The following is a 24,273-nucleotide window of genomic DNA, read 5'->3' as shown; positions in this document are numbered from 1 at the left end:
TTCACCTCGTCTCCTCTTTCCGCTCCTTTGCACGAAGTTGTCCACATGCTGCAGCAATATCTGACCCCTGCTCTCGGCGGATCGTTACATTAACACCTAAGTTTTTCAATGTTTTTTCAAAAGCAAAAATTTTATCCCTTGGTGTACGAACATAATCCCTTTCTGGTACATAGTTAACAGGAATTAAATTCACGTGACATTTTAGCCCTTTTAAGAGGGCTGCTAATTCTTCCGCGTGTTCTGTTGAATCATTTACACCACCGAAAAGGCCGTATTCAAAACTAATCCGTCGACCTGTCTTATCGATATAATACCTTACCGCTTTCATTAAGTCATCAAGTTTATATGCCTTATTAATTGGCATTAATCTAGAACGAAGTTCGGTATTTGGTGCATGAAGTGAAATGGCAAAGTTAATTTGCGTATTTTCATCTGCGAATTGATAGATTTTTGGAACGATTCCACTGGTCGAAACGGTAATATGGCGCGCCCCAATATTCAATGATTTTTCGTGATTGATGATTTTTAAAAAGGCTAACATGTTGTCGTAATTATCAAATGGCTCGCCAATCCCCATGATGACCACAGAGTCTACCCGCTCATCAGTTTCATCCAAGGCTTGTTGGACCTTGACAACTTGCGCTACAATTTCTCCTGCTTCTAGGTGTCGTTTCAACCCGCCAAGTGTCGAGGCGCAAAAAGTACAGCCAATTCGGCAGCCGACCTGTGTGGTGACACAAACAGAGTTTCCGTAATCATGGCGCATTAGCACCGTTTCTATTGAATAGCCATCTTGAAGCTCAAACAAGAATTTAATCGTTCCGTCGGTAGAGGTTTGCTGAATGATGGTATTCAAGGTAGTAATTTGAAAATGACCATCTAGCTTATCTCGCAAGCCCTTTGATAAATTACTCATGTCTTCAAACGAGGTAATTCTTTTTTTATAAAGCCAATCGAAAATTTGTTCAGCCCGAAATGGTTTTTCACCATTCTCCGACAGCCAGTTTTTTAATTCTTCAAGTTGTAAAGAGTATATTGATTTTTTCTTAATATCCATTGTTGTTTTTGTCTCAGTTGTATTTAATTGTTCCAACTGTTACACCTTCTTTCTATTGTCTAGCTCGAGCGCCTAGGCGCTTACGCTTTTCTTAAGACTGCAATATAAAATCCGTCCGAACCGATATCTTGCGGAAATATTTGTAAATCGAAGCCAGTAATTAATGGTTGGATCGCTTCCGGCATTCTGTTTTTAAATGAGACATCCCCTTCAAACTCAGGATGATTTTCCAAAAACGTTTTCACCGTTTGTTCATTTTCCTCTTTATCTACTGTACATGTACTATATACAAGTATACCGCCTTTTTTTAGGAGCGGGGTAACAGAAGTTAAAAGGTCTTGTTGAATACTGCTTAAACGTTGGATGTCTTGTTCAGTTTTTGTATATTTCATATCCGGTTTTCTTCTCATTACTCCAAGTCCCGAACACGGTGCATCGAGAAGAATTCGATCGAAGGATTCAAGCTTAAACTTTTCCTGTAAATGTCTGGAATCAGAAACACTAGTTTTGATATTGGATAATCCTAAGCGCTTGGCATTATCATTGATTAATCTTACTTTGTGCTGATGAAGATCAACCGATATCACTTCACCCGTACTATGCATTTTTTCAGCAATATGCGTACTCTTCCCTCCTGGTGCCGCACAAGCATCGAGAACATACTCGTCTTCCGTTGCACCCAATGCATAAGCAGCAAGCATCGAACTTTCATCTTGGATCGTGAACATTCCATATTTAAAGGCTATTGTCGAAGCTAGATTCCCCTTTATGGATCTGATTGCTTCAGGGATAATTGGGCTTTTTTCAATCTGGAAACCATCCTCTTCTAATAGCGCAATACATTCATCTCTAGAAATTTTTGTGAGATTAACTCTGGCTGTTTGCATAGGTGCGGTTAAATTGATTTCACACATTGCTTTTGTTTTATCATATCCAAATTGGTTAACCCATCTGGTTACTAGCCACAGCGGGTGGCTGGTTTCAAGTGATAATCTTTCAATTGGGTCGGACACTTCATTCAAAGATGGGAGCCCTTGCCTCTGGATGCTTCTAAGCACACCATTAACCAAACTGGCAATCCCTTTATGCCCGCGTTCTTTGGCAATTTCTACTGCTTCGAAAATAGCTGCTCTATCGGGTATGCGATCGAGGTAAACCATTTGATAAAGGGTTAGTCTGAGTAAATGATGGATCCAATTGGCTAATTTTTTATTGTCTTTGATAAAAGGCTTTAAATAAAAGTCTAGTACCATTCGCCTTTGTAATGTTCCATAGGTGAGTTCTGTTAACAGTCCAACATCTAAAGGGGACAATTGGTTTTTTTCAATCGTGCTGTTAAGAAGTAAATTGCTATATGATTGGTTTTTCTCTATCGTAACGAGTAGATCCATTGCGATGGCACGTACATTATTCTTTGTTAAAGTCATCTTATTCTCCCAGCTTATTGCCTATTGAAATTTTTGAACCTGCACCTCTTAAAAATTGTTCGCTCAACATTTTTGTTTTGCCGGAAGGCTGAAGCTCCGTGATCTTAATGGCCGTATTGTTACCTGTACTAACCGTAAATCCATCTGATTCTATTTTTAAAATGGTTCCAGGCTCCCCATTGGTTAAGCCTGAAACCTTTTCGGATCGCCAAATTTTTAAAACCTGACCATCCAATGTAGTAAACGCAACAGGCCATGGGTTTAACCCACGGATATGGTTATAGATTTCTTCACCCGTTTTATCCCATACAATCTTTTCTTGCTCCCGTTTAATATTCGCCGCAAAGGTAGCTTCCTCTTCGTTTTGTGGTTTAGGGGTAAGTCGACCTGCTAATAAAAGAGGCAGAGTTTCCGATAATAATTTTGATCCCGCAGCACTTAACTTATCATGGAGAGTCCCAAGATTGTCCTCTTCTGTAATGGGCACTTCGATTGTAGTTAAAATATCACCTGCATCTAATTTCTCTACCATATACATAATCGTGACACCTGTTTTCTTTTTCCCTTGAATAATCGAATAATGGATTGGTGCCCCACCACGTAGTTCCGGCAATAATGATGCATGAACATTAATACACCCAAATTTAGGTTCGTCTAACAGCTTTTTCGGTAAAATTTGCCCAAAAGCGGCCGTTACAATTAAATCAGGCTGTAAGGAAAGGATTTTCGCAAGTTCTTCTTCTTGACGAATTTTTTCCGGTTGAAAGACGGGGATTCCATGTTTTAATGCCTCCACCTTCACTGGCGGCGGGGTTAACACTTTTTTTCTTCCAACCGGTCGATCGGGCTGGGTGACTACTCCAATCACTTCATACCCATCATTAATAATTTGTTGTAAGACCGGTACAGAAAAATCAGGGGTTCCCATAAAAACGATTTTCGTCATTCACTTTCTACTCCTTTTAATTCATCTTCCTCTAGGTATCTGGTTACTTTTGTTGTAAATAATATCCCGTCTAGATGATCGATTTCATGCTGAATGGCTCTCGCTAAAAAACCCTCTGCTTCCAGCGTATATTTCTTTCCTTTCCTGTCAAAGGCTTCAATCTTTACAAAATTAGGCCGTGTCACTTCGCCAAACAGTCCAGGAAAACTAAGACAGCCTTCAGGTCCAGTTTGTTCTCCAGATGTTTCTAGAATACTCGGGTTAATCATTTCAATTGTCCCGTGTTCGTCATCGATATCGACAATTGCAATCCGGGCGTCTAGTCCGATTTGCGGGGCAGCAAGACCCACCCCGTCAAATTCAATCATCGTGTCATACATATCATCAAGTATCTTTGCTAGCTTCCGCTCAAACTTCACCACTGGTTTGCACGTCTGTTCGAGAATCTCTGCAGGGTGAATGACCATTTTTCTTATCGCCAAATCTGTTCCTCCATTATGATAATACTAGTTACTGTATCGTTTTATATTATTAATTAAGATGAGTATGATTGCACGTTGAAACAGAACCTGCTTCAGCGTCTCGTTATTGGAGCTTTTCTTTTCATTTTCGCCCAAAAAACTAAATCATAACCTTTCAAACTGTTTTCCGTCAAGCTTACATTAAGATGAAGGGATTTACATCTATGGAAACTTGTAAACCACTTTTGGTATCTTTCTGGTATTGATCTAAAACCGTTTTGAGTGTTTTCGTAAGGTTCGGTTCCCGCTTGTATTTTATCAGACATTGATAGCGATATCTATTATTAATCCTTGCAATCGGTGAGGCCGCAGGTCCTAAAATGACCGCCTCATTAGACATTTGTGAACGAACATATTTTACAATCTTCTCCGTTTCTGATACGACTTTTAACAGGTCCTCATGACTAATCGTAATAAGTGAGAGATAATAAAATGGCGGATAATGATGCAGCTTTCTAATCATCATTTCATGCTGATAAAAAAGATCATAATCTTGTTGACTAGCGAGTTCTACACTGTAGTGTTCTGGCGTATAGGTTTGAATAACGACTTCTCCCGGCAGTTGATGTCGTCCCGCCCGCCCGCTGACTTGTGTCAATAATTGAAAGGTTTTTTCAGATGCACGGAAATCTGGCAAATGAAGCATGGTATCTGCAGAAAGTACACCTACTAAGGTGATGTTTGGAAAATCCAGTCCCTTTGCAATCATTTGCGTACCTAATAAAATATCTGCTTTTCCATCCTTAAAATCGGTTAATAATCTCTCATGGGAACCTTTTCGACCTGTAGTATCAACATCCATTCGAATCACTCGAGCCTCTGGAAGGATTTTTCCCAGTTCCTCTTCCACCTTTTGGGTTCCGGTCCCAAAATAGCGAATATATTCACTATTGCACTCTGGACAATGCTTGGGAACATAGCTCTCATAGCCGCAATAATGGCATTTCATATGTTCATTAACGCGATGATAGGTAAGCGAGATATCACAGTTTGGGCAATTCACCACATAACCGCAGTCTCTGCACATCACAAACGACGAGTGTCCGCGCTTATTTAAAAATAACACGGACTGTTGTTTTTTCTCGAGACGATCTTTTAACATGTCAAAAAGCTTTCTGGAAAACATGGAGCGATTACCCTCACGTAGTTCCTCCCGCATATCAATAATTTCAACGGAAGGCATTTTCTGATTGTTCATTCGGGTCGGTAATGTAAGAAGATGATATACCTTTTTTTGCGCTCTTGCAAAAGACTCGAGCGACGGGGTGGCACTTCCAAGCACAACCGGACAATTGTATTTAGTTGCCCTTTCAACCGCCACATCCCTCGCATGGTAACGAGGCATTTCTTCCTGCTTATAACTTGTCTCGTGTTCTTCATCAATAATAATAATACCGATGTTTTCGAATGGAGCAAAAATCGCTGACCTGGCGCCGACGACAACTTTTACTTCCTTGCGCTGTATTTTTCGCCATTCATCATATTTTTCTCCTGCCGATAAGCCGCTGTGTAAAACGGCCACTAAGTCCCCAAATCTTCCTTTAAAACGATGAACCATTTGCGGGGTTAGGGCAATTTCTGGAACCAGAACGATTGCTTCCTGACCTTTTTCAATCACTTCTTGAATGGATTGTAAATAAATTTCCGTTTTGCCGCTTCCTGTAACACCATATAATAAGAACACTTCGTGCCGGTTCATTTCAATGGCATTAAGAATGGGAACAATGGCCGTTTGCTGGGCATTTGTTAATGGCAGAGGTTTCGTTCGTTCGAAAGTTCGGTGTTCAAATGGATCACGATATACCTCCATGTCAAACTCTATCAACAGATTTTTTTCGACCAGTGCCTTCACCGTCGATGCCGAAGTATTTACCTCCGAAATCAGCTTCCTTAATTCCACCTCATTAAAGTGCTCAGCAAAAAAGGTTAAAACCTGTCTTTGCTTCTCCGCCTTAACGGGGAGATGGTTTAATGCCTCGTTTAGTTCTTCAAGTGAGACGGCAGGGCGGACATATTTACGGTGTTTTTTGTTTACTCGTTCTTTGACCACATAAATCACTTCTAAATGACCTTTTGCTGCCTCTTTTTGTAATAAGGGAACAATCCCAACATTTAAAGCATCTTCCCAATTGAGCATGGCACCATTTACAAAATAGGGATGCAGCTGTAAAGGTAAATCAGTGAGTGTTACCCCATTACCAATCTTTACTTTTTTTTCGTATTTAGCTTTAAAGGCTGCCGGAAGCATGACTTGAAACGCTGAAATTTTAAAGCAAAGCGTATGGTCCGTCAGCCAGTCACCAAGCTCTAATAATTCCCTATTTAACACGGGCTCTAAGTCCATGGGCTCAATCAATTCTCTTAACTTTTTAAATTCCGATTCCGCTTTTAATCCGATAACAAATCCTTGAATATTCCTTGGACCAAATGGAACAATCACTCTCATTCCTGGCTGAATGGCACCCCTTAAATGCTCAGGGATTAAGTAATCGAAAGCCCGATCCGTTTGTTTAGCCGGAACATCCACAATTACACTAGCTATTTCCATATTTACCCATATCCTTCAAAAGTGAAGTAATTTCTTCAATGATCTTTCTTGCAACATCTATTTTTGACATTATCGGTAATTGTGTTACCTCTCCTGAACGTTTGAAGAGTGTGACAATGTTTGTATCAGTCCCAAAGCCGGCACCTTCTGTTTTCACATTGTTTGCAACAATCATATCCGCATTTTTCTTTGTTAATTTTTTTCTAGCGTACTCTTCTATATTTTCAGTTTCTGCCGCAAATCCCACTAAAACTTGATTTCGTTTCCTTTTTCCCAACTCAAACAAAATATCTTTCGTTCGTTCTAATTCAATGGTTGAATCTCCGTCCTGCTTTTTTACCTTATGATCAAAAGCGATTTTGGGGCGGTAGTCCGCCACAGCAGCTGTTTTAATCACCACATCTGCAGTGTCATAATGGTCCATTACAGCATTGTACATATCTTCTGCACTCTCAACCTTTATAAGTTCAACTCCATTTGGCGCTGTAAGCTGAACGGGTCCTGATACTAAAACAACACGAGCCCCCTGCTTGATCGTTTCTTCTGCAAGGGCATAGCCCATTTTTCCGGTAGAATGATTAGAAATAAACCGAACAGGATCAATTTTCTCTCTCGTTGGCCCCGCCGTTATCACAACTGTTTTTCCTTGTAATAAGTTCTGGTCTTTTTGTTCAAAAAACCTCTCAATTAATAAAACAATTTTTTCTGGTTCCTCTAGACGGCCCTTTCCGACATATCCACAGGCCAAATATCCTTCGCTAGGTTCAATAAATTGATAACCATACTCAGCCAAACGGGATAAATTTTTCTTCACAGCAGGATGGTCGTACATATGCACATTCATGGCAGGAGCGAGCCATACTGGTGAGGTTGCCGCCAACAATGTTGTGGTGATCATATTATCAGCGATCCCACTTGCTAATTTGGCAATCGTATTGGCGGTCGCGGGGGCAACTAAAATTAAATCAGCCCAGTCCGCCAAATCAATATGGGCAATTACTTGCGGATTTTTTTCATTAAAAGTATCGGTATATACTTCATTGCGGGATAATGCTTGAAAGGTTAGCGGGGTAACAAATTTTCCTGCTGATTCACTTAAGATGACCTTCACATGAGCTCCAGCTTGTACAAGCTTACTGGTTAGAGCTGCTGCTTTATATACAGCAATCCCTCCTGTAACACATAATAAAATGTTATGACCCTTTATCATTCTTAAAACCCCCCACTTCGTCCATTACTATATCTTTCTCCTTATTATGCTAGATAGACTCTAATTTTTCATCTATTTACTATCCAAAATCGACAAAATAAACCTATATGGAAATAGAAAAATAAAAAAGGCTGACATGGAGGCGATTTCCCTTTTTGTCAGACCTTCTTCCTTGTTTTACTTTGTATTTGTTTTTATTCGATTATTTACCATATAATTCATCTTTTTTAGTAATCCGGTAGGTTAGTTCACCGCTATAAATTTCTTCTAAAGCTTTTCCTACATATTTATAAGAAACATATTTAGGTAATCTTTCATCTTTTACTTGTGACATCACACGCGCACGCTTGGCTGCTACAGAGACAAGCGAGTATTTAGAGTCGATTTTTTCTAACAATGAGTCAATGGATGGATATAACATATTATTCAACCTCCAGTAATTTTTTATAACGATGTTCCACTCTTTCTCTGCGGCAGTGTTCAGCTGTGACAATGGCTTTAACACGTTCGCAGGCAAGGGAAATTTGGTCATTTTCCACTACATAATCATATAGTTCCATCATTTCGATTTCTTCACGAGCAGATAACATTCGATTATGGATGATATCCTCGGTTTCTGTTCCCCTTGTGACAATCCGGTTTTTTAATTCGGTTAAACTTGGAGGCATAAGGAAAATAAATAACCCTTCAGGAAATTTTTCCCGAACCTGACGGGCACCTTTTACTTCAATTTCTAAAAAGACATCTTTTCCCGCATCTAGCGTTTCACGGACATAATCAACTGGGGTACCGTAGTAATTCCCAACAAATTCTGCGTACTCTAACAATTTACCCTGCTTGATTAAAAGCTCAAATTCCTGTCTTGATTTAAAGAAATAATCAACCCCATCGACTTCACCTTCACGTGGTGAACGGGTGGTCATGGAGATGGAGTATTCAAAGGCTGTATCTGGATGAGAAAAAATTTCTTTTCGAACTGTTCCTTTTCCAACCCCGGATGGCCCAGACAATACAATCAGCAATCCTTTTTCCTGCATGTTAGAAAATCCTACCCTTCATCAATAATTTCATCACGGTCCGTTAAACGATTGGCAACCGTTTCTGGCTGCACGGCTGATAAAATAACATGGTCACTATCCATGACAATCACAGCACGTGTACGTCTGCCATATGTAGCGTCAATTAACGATCCCCGATCCCGCGCATCTTGAATAATTCGTTTTATTGGAGCAGATTCCGGGCTGACAATGGAAATAATGCGATTGGCAGAAACGATATTTCCAAATCCAATATTAATTAATTTAATCGACATGGTTACTCATCCAATCATTAATAATATATTTTGGCCGTGTTAAACAGTTTCTAAACCATTCTATTCGATATTCTGAACCTGTTCCTTCAGCTTCTCAAGTAAACTTTTGACCTCGACAACTGTTTTGGCAATATTTGAGTCATTAGCTTTTGAGCCAATGGTATTGGCCTCTCTGTTCATTTCTTGAACAAGGAAATCAAGCTTTCTGCCAATCGGTTCTGTTTCATTTAAGGTTTGGAGAAACTGTTGTATATGGCTTCTTAAACGTGTTATTTCTTCATTAATATCAGCTTTATCAGCAAATACAGCAACTTCTGTTAAGATTCTGGATTCATCCAGTTGTCCATTTACAAACTCCTGCATCCTTTTGGTTAGTCGCTCTTTAAAGGATTGGACAACGAGAGGAGCATACTTCTGAAGCTCTGAAACATTGGCTTCTAATTGAGAGGAAATAGCAAGCAAATCTTTTTTCAATTCTTCCCCTTCGGCGATACGCATTTGTTTCAGTAAAATGACTGCCTCTTCCACAGCACTAAGAACTAGATTCTCAATCACTTCATTGCCAGCTTCACTTTCTTCAATATGTAAAAGATCTGTTCGATTAAGCAAATCCTGAAGCGTGATCGTTCCTTCAATCCCATACTTGGTTCGTGCCTCTTTAATGAATTGATAATATTCTTCAATCAGATTCCAATCGGCTTGAACCTTACGGGTAACAATCCCTTCTCCTTCAACACTAACATAAACCTCAACCCGGCCCCGGCGAATATGCTGGCTTAATTTCTTTTTTATTTTATCTTCTATTTTTAAAAGTTGTCTTGGCATGCGGATATTTATTTCAGAAAATCGGTGGTTAACCGTTTTTATCTCCACATTTACAGAGAATGAACCTGAGTCTGTCTTCCCTCTTCCAAAGCCTGTCATACTTATAACCATCACGTGCACATCCAATCTTTTAAAAATGATCGGCTCCTTCTAACAAAACAAAAGGTAATAGATAGGATTCTATTACCTTTTGGATTATAACATACTTTATTTTGTTTTTCTTAACAAAAATGATCCGGCTAGTAAAAAAGTTGGAATGGAGGATAAACCCAAAATCAGCAGCCAATCCTTTCCACTAATCGGCAGCGTATGGAATATAGGCTGCAACGGCGGATAGTAAATGGCCACGAGCATGAGTACTAAGGATGATAAAACGGCCCAAACAAGGTAGCGATTTCCAAATGGGTTTCTCGATAGGACTGATTTTTCACTTCGGCAATCAAATACATGGATTAATTGGGCCATTACAAGTGTAGCAAAGGCAACGGTTTGTGCATAGGGAAGCTGATTAGGTTCGTTATGGTAAACAATCATAAAAGCTAATAATGTAACAAGGCCGATCAAGAATCCCCTTGATACAACTTTCCAACCTAACCCACGGGAGAAAACTCCTTCATTTGGGCTCCGCGGTCCGCGTTTCATCACATTCTCTTCTGGGCGATCCAGACCAAGTGCCATGGCCGGCAGACCATCTGTCACTAAATTGACCCAAAGGATTTGTATTGGTACAAGAGGCAGGGGCAGAGCTAATATCATCGCAAACAACATCACTAGAATTTCTCCAACATTCGATGCAAGTAAGTAACGGACAAATTTACGAATATTTTCGTAAATATTCCTTCCTTCCGTGATAGCGGCTTTAATGGTAGCAAAATTATCGTCCAACAAAACAAGGGCAGAGGCTTCCTTTGCCACATCCGTTCCCGTAATCCCCATTGCTACACCAATATCGGCCGCTTTTATGGCAGGGGCATCGTTTACCCCATCCCCTGTCATTGCCACAATATGTCCCCTGTTTTGCAATGCTTTCACAATTTTCAACTTATGCTCTGGTGACACTCGGGCAAAAACAGAAACGTCATCAACAACCTCTTCAAGCTCCTCGACGGACATTTCAGCTAACGCATTGCCGTCCAAAACCTTGCTTTTTTTCGTTAGAATTCCCAGCTGAGCTGCAATGGCTTTTGCCGTGATCACATGGTCACCTGTAATCATCACCGTTTTAATACCGGCTTCCTTACATTCTCTTACAGCCGCCTTAACTTCCGGTCTTGGCGGGTCAATCATTCCTTGAACACCAATAAAGGTTAATTTTTTTTCTGCTTCATGTTCACTTAGGATAACGGTATTAGCGGAAATAGGCTTAAAGGCAATCGCAATGGTTCGAAGTGCCTGGGACGCCAGCCCATTAATCGACTCCTGGACCTTCCCTTGGGTCTCTATATTTAAATATTGTGTTCGTTCGTCCCAAAGAATTGATTCGCAAATACCTAAAATAACGTCAGGTGCTCCTTTGGTTACTATAAAATGCCGCCCTTGTTTGTCCTTTACATGGATACTCATCATCTTTCTCGCCGAGTCAAATGGGAACTCATTGATAATCGTAAACTCATCTAATAATTTGTGACGATCAAAGCCTGCTTTCATCGCACTAACTAGTAAGGCCCCTTCGGTGGGGTCGCCATCAAGTGTGTATTCATCCTCTTTCATAACCAAATCAGAATGATTGCATAGCATTCCAAAGATTAACATCTGCTGGAGGGCTTTTTCATCTTTCGGAGCAACATGCTTCTCATTACGATAAAAATTCCCGCTTGGCTGGTAGCCCACTCCATCAACGGTCCACGTCTGCCCGCCGCTCCATAAATGGGTTACTGTCATTTTGTTTTGTGTCATGGTGCCTGTTTTATCAGAGCAAATGACTGAGGCACATCCAAGCGTTTCAACGGCAGGAAGCTTTCTAACAATCGCATTTTTCTTAATCATTTTTTGGACACCTAATGATAATGCGACAGTCACAATCGCTGGCAGTCCCTCAGGTATGGCGGCAACTGCAAGCGATACACCAGCTAAAAACATTTCATAAAGCTCATGTCCCCGTAACACACCGACCACAACAACAAGCACTGTTAGCAGCAATGCAACGGTAATTAATATTTTTCCCAGTTGTTCTAAACGGCGCTGCAGTGGTGTATCCTGCGATTCAGCATTTTGCAGTAAATTCGCAATTTGTCCCATCGCTGTATTCATTCCGGTACCGATGACAACTCCTACTCCACTGCCTCTAGTGACCATCGTCCCCATAAAGGCCGTATTCTCCATGTCACCAATGCCTGGGTTAGGATTTGTTAAGCTATCTATATGTTTCGAAACGGGTACAGACTCACCCGTTAGGGCTGATTCTTCAATTTCTAAACTTTTTGAGTCAATGACACGGACATCTGCACCAATTCTGTCACCCGAGGCAAACTTTAAAATATCGCCAATGACAATTTCTTTGGATGCTAGTTTAATCCACTTTCCTTCCCGTAATACTGAAACTTGGGGAGCCGATAATTCCTTTAATGCCTGAAGAGATTTTTCGGCACGTCGTTCTTGGTAAAAACCAAGACAGCCATTAATAATGACAATGGCGATAATGGCAATGGCATCAATATATTCACCTAATAACCCTGAAATCAAGGTTGCCGCTAGCAGAACTAATACCATAAAATCTTTAAATTGACTAAAAAATAAGAGTAAAGCCGATTGCTTTTCTCCTTCGTCTAATTCATTTAGTCCGTGCAGTTTGATCCTCATTTTTACTTCTTCTTGTGATAATCCCGAAGAAAAGTCGGTTTCTAAGGCCTTTTCTACTTGATCTATCTTCATTTCATGGAACTTCATCCGACCATCTCACTTCCCCCTTTTATAGACTTGCTCTAAGGAAAGCTTATTCAGGGTCGTCCAAAAAAATGCTAAATGAAAATATCATATCAGTGTAAAATAAGACAGAAGTTAAGATTGTAGGATATAATTAAATTATATGTTTGAAGAAAAGGATGTTTTCCATGTCATTTGATGGTTTATTTACAAAAGCAATGGTTGATGAACTAGTTCGTTCTATTAAGGGCGGGCGTATTAACAAGGTTCAGCAGCCTTATAAAAATGAAGTGATACTTACCATTCGCGCAAACGGTGTAAATCAAAAGCTGTTGTTATCTGCCCACCCCAGTTATGCACGGGTACAATTCACCAGCGAAGCCTATGATAATCCAAGTGAGCCGCCGATGTTCTGCATGCTGCTTAGAAAGCATATTGAAGGACATATTTTAGAAGATATTTATCAGGTAAAAAATGACCGGATGATCATTTTTGAAATTAAAGGCAGAAATGAAATAGGCGATATTAGCTATAAACAATTAATCGTTGAAATTATGGGCAGACATAGCAATATTGTCTTAGTGGATAAAACGCGCAACGTCATTCTCGATAGTATTAAGCATGTCTCCTATGCTGTGAACACCTATAGAGCGATTTTGCCGGGCCAGTCTTACATACTACCACCTGAGCAGCACAAATTAAATCCCTTTGAGGCTGTTGAAGAAGATGTGTTGCAAAAAGTGGATTTCAATAGCGGCAAGGTCGATCGGCAGCTAGTTGAGCATTTTGCAGGCACCTCACCATTATTTGCTAAGGAAGTTATTTTTCAAAGTGGTCTTGCAAATCGAACGACTGTACCAACTGTATTTATTCGGTTAATAAACAAGGTAGCCACTGGTGACCTTTCGCCTTCTATTATATCAACTGATGGGAAGGATGCTTTTTATCTATTTCCGCTAGAGCATCTAAAAGGAGAGGTAAAAACCTTCCCCACACTTAGTGAAATGCTCGACCGATTTTATTTTGGTAAGGCAGAAAGAGACAGGGTGAAACAGCAAGGCAATGATATCGAACGGTTTATTAGTAATGAAAAAGAAAAAAATGAAAAGAAAATTGAAAAGCTAAAAGGCACGTTAAAGGAAACCGAAAAGGCTGAGCAATATCAATTATTTGGAGAATTGTTAACAGCCAATCTTTATGCAGCCAAAAAGGGCATGAAGGAAATCGAGGTTCTTAACTATTACGATGAGCACAACGGCACGGTAGTGATTCCGCTTAACCCAAGAAAAACACCTTCTGAAAATGCACAGAAGTATTTTACCAAGTACCAAAAAGCTAAAAATGCGGTTGCCGTGGTGGAGGAGCAGATTGAGATTGCCCTTGCAGAAGTTGCTTATTTTGATAGTTTACTACAACAGGTGCAAACGGCTTCCCCGAAGGATATTCAAGAAATTCGGGAAGAGTTAGTAGAGGGTGGCTATATCCGCGAACGACAAAAACGAAATGGCAAGAAAGCAGCGAATGCCAAACCGGTCTTGGATCACTTTCTCTCAACTGATGGCACTGATATCGTTGTAGGAAAAAATAATAAACAAAATGATTATTTAACCAATAAGCTGGCGGCACGGGATGATCTTTGGTTTCATACCAAAGATATACCTGGTTCCCATGTGGTTATTCGGAGCAAGGAACCCTCTGATGAAACCATTCGGGAGGCAGCAACTTTAGCCGCTTATTACAGCAAAGCAAGAAATTCAAGCTCGGTGCCTGTCGATTATACAAAAGTACGACATGTGAAAAAACCTAGTGGGGCAAAACCTGGTTTCGTCATTTATGACACTCAACAGACAGTATATGTCACTCCAGATGAGGAATTAGTATTGAAAATGAAAAAATAGGAGGATGTCCCATTGTTTGGGACATCCTCCTATTTTCTAGTTTTTATATCTACTTAAATTGATTACTCCATTCAGAAGGATTTTTGCTCCAAGAAAGAAGACTTTCCTGATTTTCAGCACTAACGTATCCTTTTTGAATGGCGACTTCAATTAATGTTGAAAAATCTGTTAGAGAAAGGGTCTTAATTTCTTCTTGCTGCAGTAATTCATTTCCCTTTTCTAATCCATATGTAAAAATGGAGACAACTCCAAGTACATCACAACCTGCTTCTCTTAAGGCTTGAACAGCAGTTATGACACTTCCTCCAGTTGAGATTAAATCTTCAACCACAACTACCTTTTGACCCGATTCAACTTTTCCTTCAATCTGATTTCCTTTACCATGGCCTTTTGCTTTTGAACGAACATAGCACATTGGTAAATCCATTAGCTCACTGACCCAAGCTGCGTGAGGGATTCCTGCTGTTGCAGTACCAGCGATGACCTCTGCTTCTGGATAATTCTCAAGAATGAGTTTTTGCAAGCCGGCTGCAACCTCTCGACGTACAGCTGGGTAGGATAAGGTTAAGCGATTATCACAATAGATCGGAGAACGCAGTCCAGATGTCCAAGTAAATGGATCCAGTGGTTTTAAGGCAACCGCATTGATTTCTAGTAATTTTTCAGCAATTAAGTGTTTCATTGTTGTACTCCCTTCCATGCTTCTATCCATTGATGATAGCTCTTTAATGGGTCAGCAGATCGTGTAATCGAACGTCCAACCACAATCGCACTTACCCCTGCTTGCCTGGCAAATTCAGGTGTTGCGACCCGTTTTTGGTCACCGGTAGAATCAGAGGCCATTCGAATTCCTGGACATACTGTTAAAAATGGGTGTCCTAGCTTCTCCTGAATAAAAGCAGCTTCCCATGCCGAACAGACTACGCCATCTAAGCCAGCCTCTTTCGTAAGAGCAGCATAATGGAGAACAGATTCCTCTAAGGATACAGGGATTAACTGTTCCCTATTCATTTGTTCTTTCGATGTACTGGTTAACTGGGTGACAGCAATACAATCCGGGCGTTTCCGTCCTGCCGCAGAGCCAGCCTCCAACCCCTCCAGTGCCGCATGCATCATTTCCTTTCCCCCAGCAGCATGTACATTCACTAAATCGCATTCAAGTCCGGCCAGCCCCTTCATGGCGCTTTTCACCGTATTCGGGATATCGTGCAGCTTTAAATCCAGAAAAATACGATGACCTTTTTCTTTTAACTGATGAACGATTGAAGGACCTTCCTGGTAAAATAACTCCATTCCTACTTTTACAAACAGTTGCTCTCCTTCAAATGGTTCCAAGAATTGTTTCACTTCGCCGCCATTTGCAAAATCAAGCGCGATGATAAGCGAGTTGTCCATGCTTGTTCCAGCTCCTTCCGGTACATTCACTGATGTGGTCAAAGCCAAGTTTCTCAAGTAACCCTGGTAATTCGTCAATAATGGTTGGACATACAAAGGGATCCACAAAATTGGCTGTTCCTACTGCTACCGCACTTGCCCCTGCATAGAAATATTCGATTACATCCTCCGCCGACTCAATGCCGCCCATCCCAATAATCGGAATGGAAACAGCTTGGCTTACTTCATAAATCATCCGAATCGCAACAGGTTTAATCGCCGGCCCAGACAATCCGCCTGTCCGATTGGCTAAAATCGGTTTGCCTGTTCTTAAATCAAGCCTCATCCCAACAAGTGTATTAATCATTGTCAAACCATCCGCACCACCATCTTCCACTGCTTTTGCCATTTCGACAATATTCGTGACATTGGGTGACAGCTTCACATACACAGGTACTTCGGAAACTTCCTTTACCTTCCTGGTTAATTGCTTAGCTACATCTGGTAATGTACCAAAGGCAATTCCACCTGTTTTTACATTTGGACAGGATATATTAAGTTCTAATGCCTGGACATTAGGTGCTGTTGATATGTCTTTTGCAACCGCCACATAATCTTCCTCAAAAGAACCTGCCACATTCGCAATAATCGGCACATCGTACTGAGACAGCCAGGGCAGTTCCTCACCTAGGACTTTTTCAAGTCCAGGATTTTGCAAACCAATGGCATTTAACATTCCAGCTGTTGTTTCCGCAACTCGTGGTGTTTGGTTTCCAAACCGTGGTTCAAGGGTGGTTGCTTTAATCATAATGGCACCTAGTACACTCAAATCATAAAATTGACTATACTCTCTTCCGAATCCGAAACAGCCCGAAGCAGGCATGATTGGATTTTTTAGATTTAAACCAGGTAATTCGATGTTAAGTCTGCTCAAATTAATACCTCCCCGGCACGAAAAACAGGTCCATCGCTGCATACTTTTTTATAGGAAACTCCTGTCGGATCATCTGCCCGTTTACACACACAGGCAAAACAAGCACCAATCCCGCAGCCCATACGTTCTTCTAATGATAAAAATACTTTTTTATCAGGATAATTTCGTTCGATTGCCCTTAACATTGGTGTCGGTCCGCACGTATAGATACAATCAAACTGAAAATCCTTCATCACATCTGTCACAAAGCCTTGACGTCCATAGGAGCCATCCACAGTGGTAATGTGGGTTTCACCATTTTTTAGGAATTCATTTTCATAAAAAACAGCTGACTTGGATTGGAAACCTAGAACGTGGATTACCTTGACCCCTTTTTCGACTAATTGATTGGAAAGCTGATAAAGGGGTGGTACACCGATTCCGCCGCCAACCAGCATTGCTGTTTGTCCTGGACTAACTTCATCAACTGGAAAGCCGTTTCCTAGCGGACCGAGGATATCAATATCCATCCCAGGTCCCCTCTGCGCTATGAGTGATGTGCCCTTTCCTTCTGCCCGGTAAATCATCGTCAAACTTTTTTGTTTTTTATCGAAGGAAGCTATACTTATTGGCCTGCGTAAAAGTGGATCCAACCCGTTTGAAACTCGTACATGCACAAATTGTCCAGGTGCACTGATTTGGTTGACCAAATCACCCTTTACGGTAAGCTCGTAGATGTTTGCAGCGATTTCTTTTTGGCTGCTGATTTTGCATAATTCTTTACAAATCATGCTAATACAACCTCCTTTTGGACTGCATGCATGGCTTCCGCAGAAAAATTCATTGATTCTATTACTTTAAGAATTGCATCTGCTGTGTCTAATGAGGTTAAACATGGAACGCCATTTTCAACGGCTTCACGGCGGATTCTAAACCCATCCCTTGCCGGCTGTTTTCCTTTTGTTAAGGTATTGATGATGAACTGTGCTTCTCCGTGTTGAATAACATCTAGAAGCGTTTCCCCTTCAGTCCCAATTTTTCCGACTACCTTCACTGGTAAACCTGCCGACTCTAAAACTGCAGCTGTTCCGCCTGTTGCCATTAAACGATAACCATTCGCAGAAAAACGTTTTGCCAGCTTTAGTGCTTCTTGCTTATCCTTATCCGCTACCGTAAATAACACCGTGCCAAACTTTTGGATGTTCATGCCCGATGCAACCAATCCTTTATATAATGCTTTTTCAAGTGTGACATCCTTACCCATTACTTCTCCGGTTGACTTCATTTCTGGTCCGAGTGTAATGTCCACACTTTTAAGCTTAGCAAAGGAGAAAACAGGGACTTTCACAAATACCCCTTCCCTCTCCGTGACAAGGCCGGGAATGTAGCCTTGATCGAGAATCGAAACTCCCAAAATGGCTTTTGTCGCTATTTTCGCCATAGGGATATTCGTTATTTTACTTAGAAAGGGAACAGTTCGGCTTGATCTTGGGTTAACCTCAAGGACGTAAACCTTATCTCCAGCTAAAACATACTGGATATTCAATAATCCGATAATGTTCAAGCCTTTCGCTAATTTTTCTGTATATTCCACTAGTGTTTGTTTCACCGATTCCGAAAGAGTCTGTGGCGGGTATACAGCAATTGAGTCACCAGAATGGACACCTGCCCGCTCGATATGTTCCATAATTCCTGGAATGATAACATTTTCCCCATCACAGATGGCATCTACTTCGATTTCTTTCCCTGTTAAATAACGGTCAATTAAAACGGGATGTTCCGGATTAATTTTTACTGCATTTTTCATATAGTGAAGCAGTTCGTCCTCGTGATAGACAATTTCCATTGCCCTTCCGCCAAGAACATAGGATGGGCGGACTAGAACTGGAAAGCCGATTTCGTTTGCAATCACTAACGCCTCTTCCACGGACAAGGCTGTTTTGCCCAAGGGCTGTGGTATATTTAACTTTTCAAGAGCTTGTTCAAATTTATCTCTATTTTCAGCCCGGTCTAAGTCCTCTAAACTTGTTCCAAGGATCTTTACACCGTTTTCGGTAAGGTCAGCAGCAAGGTTGATTGCGGTTTGACCGCCAAATTGTACTACAACCCCGAGTGGTTTTTCTAATTCAATGATGTTCATTACATCTTCAATCGTTAGCGGTTCAAAATACAGTTTATCAGAGATACTGAAATCGGTTGAGACAGTTTCAGGATTATTATTAATGATGATCGCTTCATATCCGGCTTCCTTGATTGCTTTCACAGAATGCACAGTCGCATAATCAAACTCAATCCCTTGACCGATCCGAATTGGTCCAGAGCCGAGAACGATCACACTTTTTCGTTCGGTTACGACTGACTCATTTTCCTCTTCATAGGTACCATAATAATAAGGGGTTTCCGACTCAAATTCAGCTGCACAGGTATCAACCATTTTGTAAACAGGGATAATCCCTGAGTTCTTTCGTAAATTTATGACCTCATTTACGGTCCAATTCCAAAGCTCTGCTATTTTTTTATCGGTAAAGCCTTTTTGTTTTGCCTCGATAAGGATTTCTAAATCTGCTGAGTTGGCAGCCAATTTTGCTTCTAGGCGAATAATTCCTGCCATTTTGTTTAAATAAAATAAATCAATTTTACTCCAGTTGTGGATGGTTTCGATCGTTATTCCACGTTTTAACGCTTCTGCGATGTAAAAAAGACGTTCATCTCCTGCTTTGCGAATCCGTTTCTCAAGCAATTCATCATCAATTTCGTCTGCACCGTTTAGTTCGAAATGGTAGACGCCTGACTCAAGTGATCGGATGGCCTTCAATAGGGATTCTTCAAAAGTACGGCCAATCGCCATGATTTCTCCCGTAGCTTTCATTTGAGTTCCAAGTGAACGGTTTCCTGATTCAAATTTATCAAATGGCCATCTTGGAATTTTCGTCACAATGTAGTCGAGCGCTGGTTCAAAACTAGCATAGGTTTTTCCGGTTACCGGATTCAACATTTCATCGAGTGTTAAGCCGACGGCAATTTTTGCGGCTAGTTTGGCAATTGGATAACCAGTAGCCTTTGATGCTAGTGCAGAAGAACGGCTAACACGTGGATTTACTTCAATAATATAGTAATGGAAGCTTTCAGGATCTAAGGCTAACTGAACGTTACAGCCTCCTTCGATTCCTAAGGCACGAATGATTTTTAGGGAAACATTTCGCAATAATTGGTATTCACGGTCACTTAATGTCTGACTTGGTGCAACCACAATGGAATCCCCTGTATGCACCCCAACCGGATCGATGTTCTCCATGTTACAGACGACAATCGCATTGTCGTTTCCATCACGCATGACTTCGTATTCGATCTCCTTAAAACCTGCGATACTTTTTTCCAGTAAGCATTGAGTTACAGGACTATGCTTCAATCCACTTGTGACGATTTCCTCAAGTTCCTCCTGATTATAACAGATCCCGCCTCCAGTTCCGCCAAGGGTATAGGCAGGACGGACAATTACCGGAAAACCAATCTTTTCAACAAACGCTGTGGCTTCCGCTAATTCATGAATAATTTCACTATCTGGTACCGGTTCATTTAATTCATTCATTAAGTTGCGGAATAAGTCGCGGTCCTCCGCTTGTTTAATCGCGGAAAGTTTGGTGCCCAGAATTTCAACCCCGCATTCTGCTAATACTCCTGAGTTTGAAAGTTCAACAGCAAGGTTAAGACCTGTTTGCCCGCCAAGTGTAGCCAGCAAGGCATCAGGACGTTCTTTACGAATGATTCTACTCACAAATTCAACTGTTAATGGTTCGATATAAACGCGGTCAGCAATCTCTGTATCCGTCATAATGGTTGCTGGATTGGAGTTTACAAGAATCACACGGTAGCCTTCTTCTTTTAGCGCGATACAGGCTTGAGTGCCGGCATAATCAAATTCGGCCGCCTGCCCAATCACGATTGGTCCCGACCCGATCACTAAAATGGAGTTGATATCTGTACGTTTAGGCATTTGCGGTAACCTCCTGTTTATGCTTTTCCATCATGGCTAAAAACTGATCAAATAATCCTTTTGCATCTTCTGGTCCTGGTGATGCTTCAGGATGATACTGGACAGTAAAAGCGGGAAAATCTAGATGTTTAAGTCCCTCAACGGTTTCATCATTTATAGCAATATGTGTGACTATTAATCTTGTGTCTTTAATTGAATCTGCTTCCACAGTATATCCATGATTTTGGGAAGTTATCGCGATTTTCCCTGTCGATAAATCTTTAACAGGATGATTAGATCCGCGATGTCCAAATTTCATTTTTTGCGTATCTGCTCCACATGCTAGGGCAAATAGTTGATGTCCAAGACAGATACCAAACAAAGGAACTCTGCCCAATACACCTTTTAGCATATCAATGGCTTCCGGTACATCTTTTGGATTGCCTGGTCCATTGGAAAGCATAATCCCATCTGGACTTAATTGCAGAATTTCATCAGCTGTTGTATGATAGGGCACCACTACAACATCACAATCGCGCTGGTTTAGTTCTCGTAAGATTCCATGCTTCATTCCAAAATCTACAAGAACAACTCTTTTTCCTCTTCCTGGACTCGGATAAGCATTTTTTGTGGATACTTGTTTGACTTGGTTATATGGGAGTGCCGTTCTTCGTAATTGATTTAACACTTCATTAGCATCTTTTTCAATGCTGCAGATTGCTCCCTTAAGTGTCCCATACTGGCGGATAATTCTTGTCAATTTTCGTGTATCTATTCCTGCAATTCCCGGGATCTTTTTCATGTCAAAGTATTCATCTAAGGTATATTCACTTCGCCAATTGGATGGAAATTCAGTTGCTTCTTTGACAATAAAACCCTTCACTGCTGGATTAATCGATTCAAAATCGTCTCGATTAATTCCGTAATTCCCGACCAGCGGGTAGGTGAGCGTCACAATTTGTCCGCAATAAGAGGGGTCAGATAGGATCTCTTGGTAGCCGGTCATACCAGTATTAAATACTACTTCACCAATGGTTTCCGTATCACTGCCAAAACCTTTACCGATAAATATTGTACCGTCTTCTAAAATAAGCTGTTTTTTCATGCTAGCACACTTCCTTTTTCCCACGCAATTTGCCCAGATGCGATCGTCATCTCAGGCCATCCTTTACATTTCCAACCCCCAAATGGAGTATTTTTCCCTTTGGATAAAAATTCTGCCGGGTCAATCGTGTGTTCTTCTTCTAGATTCAAAATGACTAAGTCTCCCGGTGACCCCACTTCGATTTTTCCGTAAGGCAGACCAAACGCTGATGCAGGCTTTATGGTTAAAAATCCGATTAATTGCTCAAGCGTGATAATACCTTTTAAAACAAAGTGAGTGTAAAGGAGTGGGAATGCCGTCTCGAGTCCTACAATCCCAAAGGGCGCGAGCATCATCCCTTCACTTTTTTCTTCCTGTGTGTGCGGTGCATGGTCGGTGGCAATAAAATCAATCGTTCCATCAAGGAGTCCTTCAATTAAGGCCGCCTTATCGACTGCATCTCGAAGCGGTGGGTTCATTTTGAAATTGGCATCAAGCCCTGGGATATCGTCTTGAGATAATAATAAATGATGGGGTGTTACTTCAGCAGTTACATTTATCCCCGCACGCTTGGCATCTCTCACCACCCGAACGGATTCCTTTGTACTAATATGACAGATATGATAATGACAGCCTGCCGCTTCCGCAAGCAGAACATCTCGTGCGATTTGCACAGATTCACAAATGGATGGAATACCATTCAAGCCGTGACGTTTTGCAAAGGCTCCTTCATGAACACATCCCTTATTAATTAGGGTGTTTTCTTCACAATGGGCAACAATAGACATGTTAATCTCTGCCGCTTTTCGCATCGCCTCAAGCATCTTACTAGCTGACTGAACGCCAACTCCATCATCTGTAAAAGCAAAAGCACCGGCATTTTTGAGCGTTGCAAAGTCAGTTAACTCCTCGCCAAGCTGCCTAGTCGTAATCGACGCATAAGGCAAAACTCTTACCTTTGCTGATGCTTGGATCCGCTTTTGCAAGTCGTCCATGTGGTTTTTGGTGTCAGGCACCGGACGAGTATTTGGCATAGTAGCAATGGTAGTAAAGCCGCCTTTTGCTGCAGCACTAGTTCCTGTGGCGATCGTTTCTTTTCTTTCGCCGCCAGGTTCACGAAGATGGACATGTAAATCGATAAATCCTGGTGAAACCATCTTTCCGGCTGCATCTATTTTTCGGTCCACTATAGTGTCAATATTTGCCTCGATTTTTGTGATGATGCCATTTTCAATTAAAATATCTGCTTGTTTTGTTTCTCCATTAAATGCTATGTAACATGCGTTCTGAATAAGTAGTTTCATCGTTTTTTCCTCCTTTGAGACTCTCTATTGACCTCTTAATAGCTGCCATTCTTACATATACACCATTTTCCATTTGCTTAAATATTCTTGACCGATTGCACTCTACTAAACTATCAGCAATTTCGACATTGCGGTTTACAGGAGCAGGATGCATGATGATACTCTCCGGTTTCATCATTTTTTCCCTTTCTTTAGTAAGGCCAAATTGTTGATGATATTCATTTGCAGTAAAACTGCTTTTTTCTTGATGCCGTTCATGTTGAACGCGCAGTAACATGACTACATCTGCTTCTTGGATTGCCTGATCAACCGGCCTATATCTGGAACTATCTGCACTCCGAGAATCAAACCATTCCTCTGGTCCAGAGAAAATCACCTCTGCTCCCAACCTAGTCAAGACATCCGCATTCGAGCGTGCCACTCGGCTATGACGAATGTCACCTATAATTGCAATCTTCAGCCCTTTGAATTGACCATATTCTTGCTGAATGGTCATCAGATCAAGCAACGATTGGGTAGGATGGTGTCCGCATCCATCACCACCATTAATAATCGGGATATTTACCTTCCCTACTAATTCATCAAAATAACGATCCTGTCCATGACGAATGACAATGGCATTTACGCCGATAGATTCTAATGTTTTAACTGTATCATAAAGTGTTTCCCCTTTTTGGACACTTGACGTAAGAACCTCAAACGGGATCACTTCTAAACCTAACCTTTTTTGGGCGACTTCAAAGCTGCTCTTTGTTCTTGTGCTTGGTTCAAAAAACAAATTGGCTGTAAACATCAGCCCTTCTGGATGCCATTTCATGCCAGCTTTAAAATTTTGAGCGTCTGCTAAGATCTGATGAATCTCATTTACCTTTAATTCATTGGTGGTTAATAAGTGATTTAACATCCTCTTACCCCTGCCTCTCGTTTTTGAATAAAAAAACACCCTGATCTTGATCAGGGTGCAAATAATATACTTAACTAAGGTGATGAAGAGTTGAGCTCCGGCATCCCCAAGTTCT

The 24,273-nt window shown here is 41.0% G+C and carries 19 protein-coding genes and 1 pseudogene; 1 reads left to right on the top strand and 19 read right to left on the bottom strand.

Annotated elements, in window-relative coordinates:
* Position 1 precedes the first annotated feature (1 nt).
* The 11 genes from rlmN to AC3ANL_RS08345 form a co-directional block, all read right to left on the bottom strand.
* Positions 2-1,093 carry a dual-specificity RNA methyltransferase RlmN gene (rlmN, locus tag AC3ANL_RS08395; RefSeq protein ID WP_488328773.1) on the bottom strand — a complete coding sequence of 364 codons (1,092 nt, stop codon included), beginning with the start codon at positions 1,091-1,093 and terminating at the stop codon, positions 2-4.
* A gap of 44 nt (positions 1,094-1,137) precedes the next feature.
* The gene (gene rsmB, locus AC3ANL_RS08390) at positions 1,138-2,484 is read right to left on the bottom strand and encodes a 16S rRNA (cytosine(967)-C(5))-methyltransferase RsmB (RefSeq protein WP_488328772.1); all 1,347 of its coding nucleotides are present in this window, start codon (positions 2,482-2,484) and stop codon (positions 1,138-1,140) included.
* A 1-nt stretch (position 2,485) separates the two neighbouring features.
* Entirely contained in the window at positions 2,486-3,430 is a 945-nt protein-coding gene (gene fmt, locus AC3ANL_RS08385) for a methionyl-tRNA formyltransferase (RefSeq protein WP_488328771.1), read from the bottom strand.
* Entirely contained in the window at positions 3,427-3,912 is a 486-nt protein-coding gene (gene def / locus AC3ANL_RS08380) for a peptide deformylase (protein ID WP_488328770.1), read from the bottom strand. The genes fmt and def overlap by 4 nt, the downstream gene beginning before the upstream one ends.
* Positions 3,913-4,087: 175 nt before the next feature.
* Entirely contained in the window at positions 4,088-6,499 is a 2,412-nt protein-coding gene (gene priA, locus AC3ANL_RS08375; RefSeq protein WP_488328769.1) for a primosomal protein N', read from the bottom strand.
* Positions 6,486-7,709, bottom strand: a complete 1,224-nt coding sequence (gene coaBC / locus AC3ANL_RS08370) for a bifunctional phosphopantothenoylcysteine decarboxylase/phosphopantothenate--cysteine ligase CoaBC (RefSeq protein WP_488328768.1) — start codon at positions 7,707-7,709, stop codon at positions 6,486-6,488. The genes priA and coaBC overlap by 14 nt, the downstream gene beginning before the upstream one ends.
* Before the next feature lie 202 nt (positions 7,710-7,911).
* The gene (gene rpoZ, locus AC3ANL_RS08365; protein WP_488328767.1) at positions 7,912-8,130 is read right to left on the bottom strand and encodes a DNA-directed RNA polymerase subunit omega; all 219 of its coding nucleotides are present in this window, start codon (positions 8,128-8,130) and stop codon (positions 7,912-7,914) included.
* A gap of 1 nt (position 8,131) precedes the next feature.
* Positions 8,132-8,746 (bottom strand): guanylate kinase, encoded by a 615-nt coding sequence (gene gmk / locus AC3ANL_RS08360; RefSeq protein WP_488328766.1) that lies wholly within the window; start codon positions 8,744-8,746, stop codon positions 8,132-8,134.
* Between the two features lie 11 nt (positions 8,747-8,757).
* A complete protein-coding gene (remA, locus tag AC3ANL_RS08355; RefSeq protein ID WP_101647389.1) occupies positions 8,758-9,021 on the bottom strand; it encodes an extracellular matrix/biofilm regulator RemA in 264 nt (87 codons plus the stop codon).
* A gap of 60 nt (positions 9,022-9,081) precedes the next feature.
* Positions 9,082-9,957, bottom strand: coding sequence for a YicC/YloC family endoribonuclease (locus AC3ANL_RS08350; RefSeq protein WP_488328765.1), 876 nt, complete (start codon positions 9,955-9,957; stop codon positions 9,082-9,084).
* 96 nt (positions 9,958-10,053) lie between these two features.
* Positions 10,054-12,732, bottom strand: a complete 2,679-nt coding sequence (locus AC3ANL_RS08345; RefSeq protein ID WP_488328764.1) for a calcium-translocating P-type ATPase, SERCA-type — start codon at positions 12,730-12,732, stop codon at positions 10,054-10,056.
* Positions 12,733-12,896: 164 nt separating this feature from the next.
* Between AC3ANL_RS08345 and AC3ANL_RS08340 the strand changes: the two genes are divergently transcribed.
* On the top strand, positions 12,897-14,606 hold the full coding sequence (locus tag AC3ANL_RS08340) for an Rqc2 family fibronectin-binding protein (RefSeq protein WP_488328763.1): 1,710 nt from the start codon (positions 12,897-12,899) through the stop codon (positions 14,604-14,606).
* A 49-nt stretch (positions 14,607-14,655) separates the two neighbouring features.
* Here AC3ANL_RS08340 and pyrE read toward each other — a convergent pair whose 3' ends face one another.
* From pyrE to AC3ANL_RS08300, 8 genes and pseudogenes are all read right to left on the bottom strand, one after another.
* Positions 14,656-15,288 carry an orotate phosphoribosyltransferase gene (gene pyrE / locus AC3ANL_RS08335; protein WP_488328762.1) on the bottom strand — a complete coding sequence of 211 codons (633 nt, stop codon included), beginning with the start codon at positions 15,286-15,288 and terminating at the stop codon, positions 14,656-14,658.
* Positions 15,285-16,001 carry an orotidine-5'-phosphate decarboxylase gene (pyrF, locus tag AC3ANL_RS08330; RefSeq protein WP_488328761.1) on the bottom strand — a complete coding sequence of 239 codons (717 nt, stop codon included), beginning with the start codon at positions 15,999-16,001 and terminating at the stop codon, positions 15,285-15,287. The genes pyrE and pyrF overlap by 4 nt, the downstream gene beginning before the upstream one ends.
* Positions 15,973-16,914, bottom strand: a complete 942-nt coding sequence (locus AC3ANL_RS08325; protein WP_488328760.1) for a dihydroorotate dehydrogenase — start codon at positions 16,912-16,914, stop codon at positions 15,973-15,975. The genes pyrF and AC3ANL_RS08325 overlap by 29 nt, the downstream gene beginning before the upstream one ends.
* Positions 16,911-17,684 carry a dihydroorotate dehydrogenase electron transfer subunit gene (locus AC3ANL_RS08320; RefSeq protein WP_488328759.1) on the bottom strand — a complete coding sequence of 258 codons (774 nt, stop codon included), beginning with the start codon at positions 17,682-17,684 and terminating at the stop codon, positions 16,911-16,913. Before AC3ANL_RS08320 ends, AC3ANL_RS08325 begins: the two co-directional genes overlap by 4 nt.
* Positions 17,681-20,887: a carbamoyl-phosphate synthase large subunit gene (gene carB / locus AC3ANL_RS08315; RefSeq protein ID WP_488328758.1), complete on the bottom strand. Its 3,207-nt coding sequence runs from the start codon at positions 20,885-20,887 to the stop codon at positions 17,681-17,683. Before carB ends, AC3ANL_RS08320 begins: the two co-directional genes overlap by 4 nt.
* Positions 20,854-21,971 (bottom strand): annotated as a pseudogene (locus AC3ANL_RS08310) (carbamoyl phosphate synthase small subunit). Before AC3ANL_RS08310 ends, carB begins: the two are co-directional and overlap by 34 nt.
* Positions 21,968-23,254, bottom strand: a complete 1,287-nt coding sequence (gene pyrC / locus AC3ANL_RS08305) for a dihydroorotase (RefSeq protein ID WP_488328757.1) — start codon at positions 23,252-23,254, stop codon at positions 21,968-21,970. The pseudogene AC3ANL_RS08310 and the gene pyrC overlap by 4 nt, the downstream one beginning before the upstream one ends.
* Positions 23,214-24,158 carry an aspartate carbamoyltransferase catalytic subunit gene (locus AC3ANL_RS08300; RefSeq protein WP_488328756.1) on the bottom strand — a complete coding sequence of 315 codons (945 nt, stop codon included), beginning with the start codon at positions 24,156-24,158 and terminating at the stop codon, positions 23,214-23,216. Before AC3ANL_RS08300 ends, pyrC begins: the two co-directional genes overlap by 41 nt.
* Positions 24,159-24,273: the final 115 nt, after the last annotated feature.

It is taken from the genome of Neobacillus sp. DHD-1R, assembly GCF_057747995.1.
The sequence above is the reverse complement of the archived record's forward strand: the minus strand, read 5'-3'. Positions and strand labels throughout refer to the sequence as shown.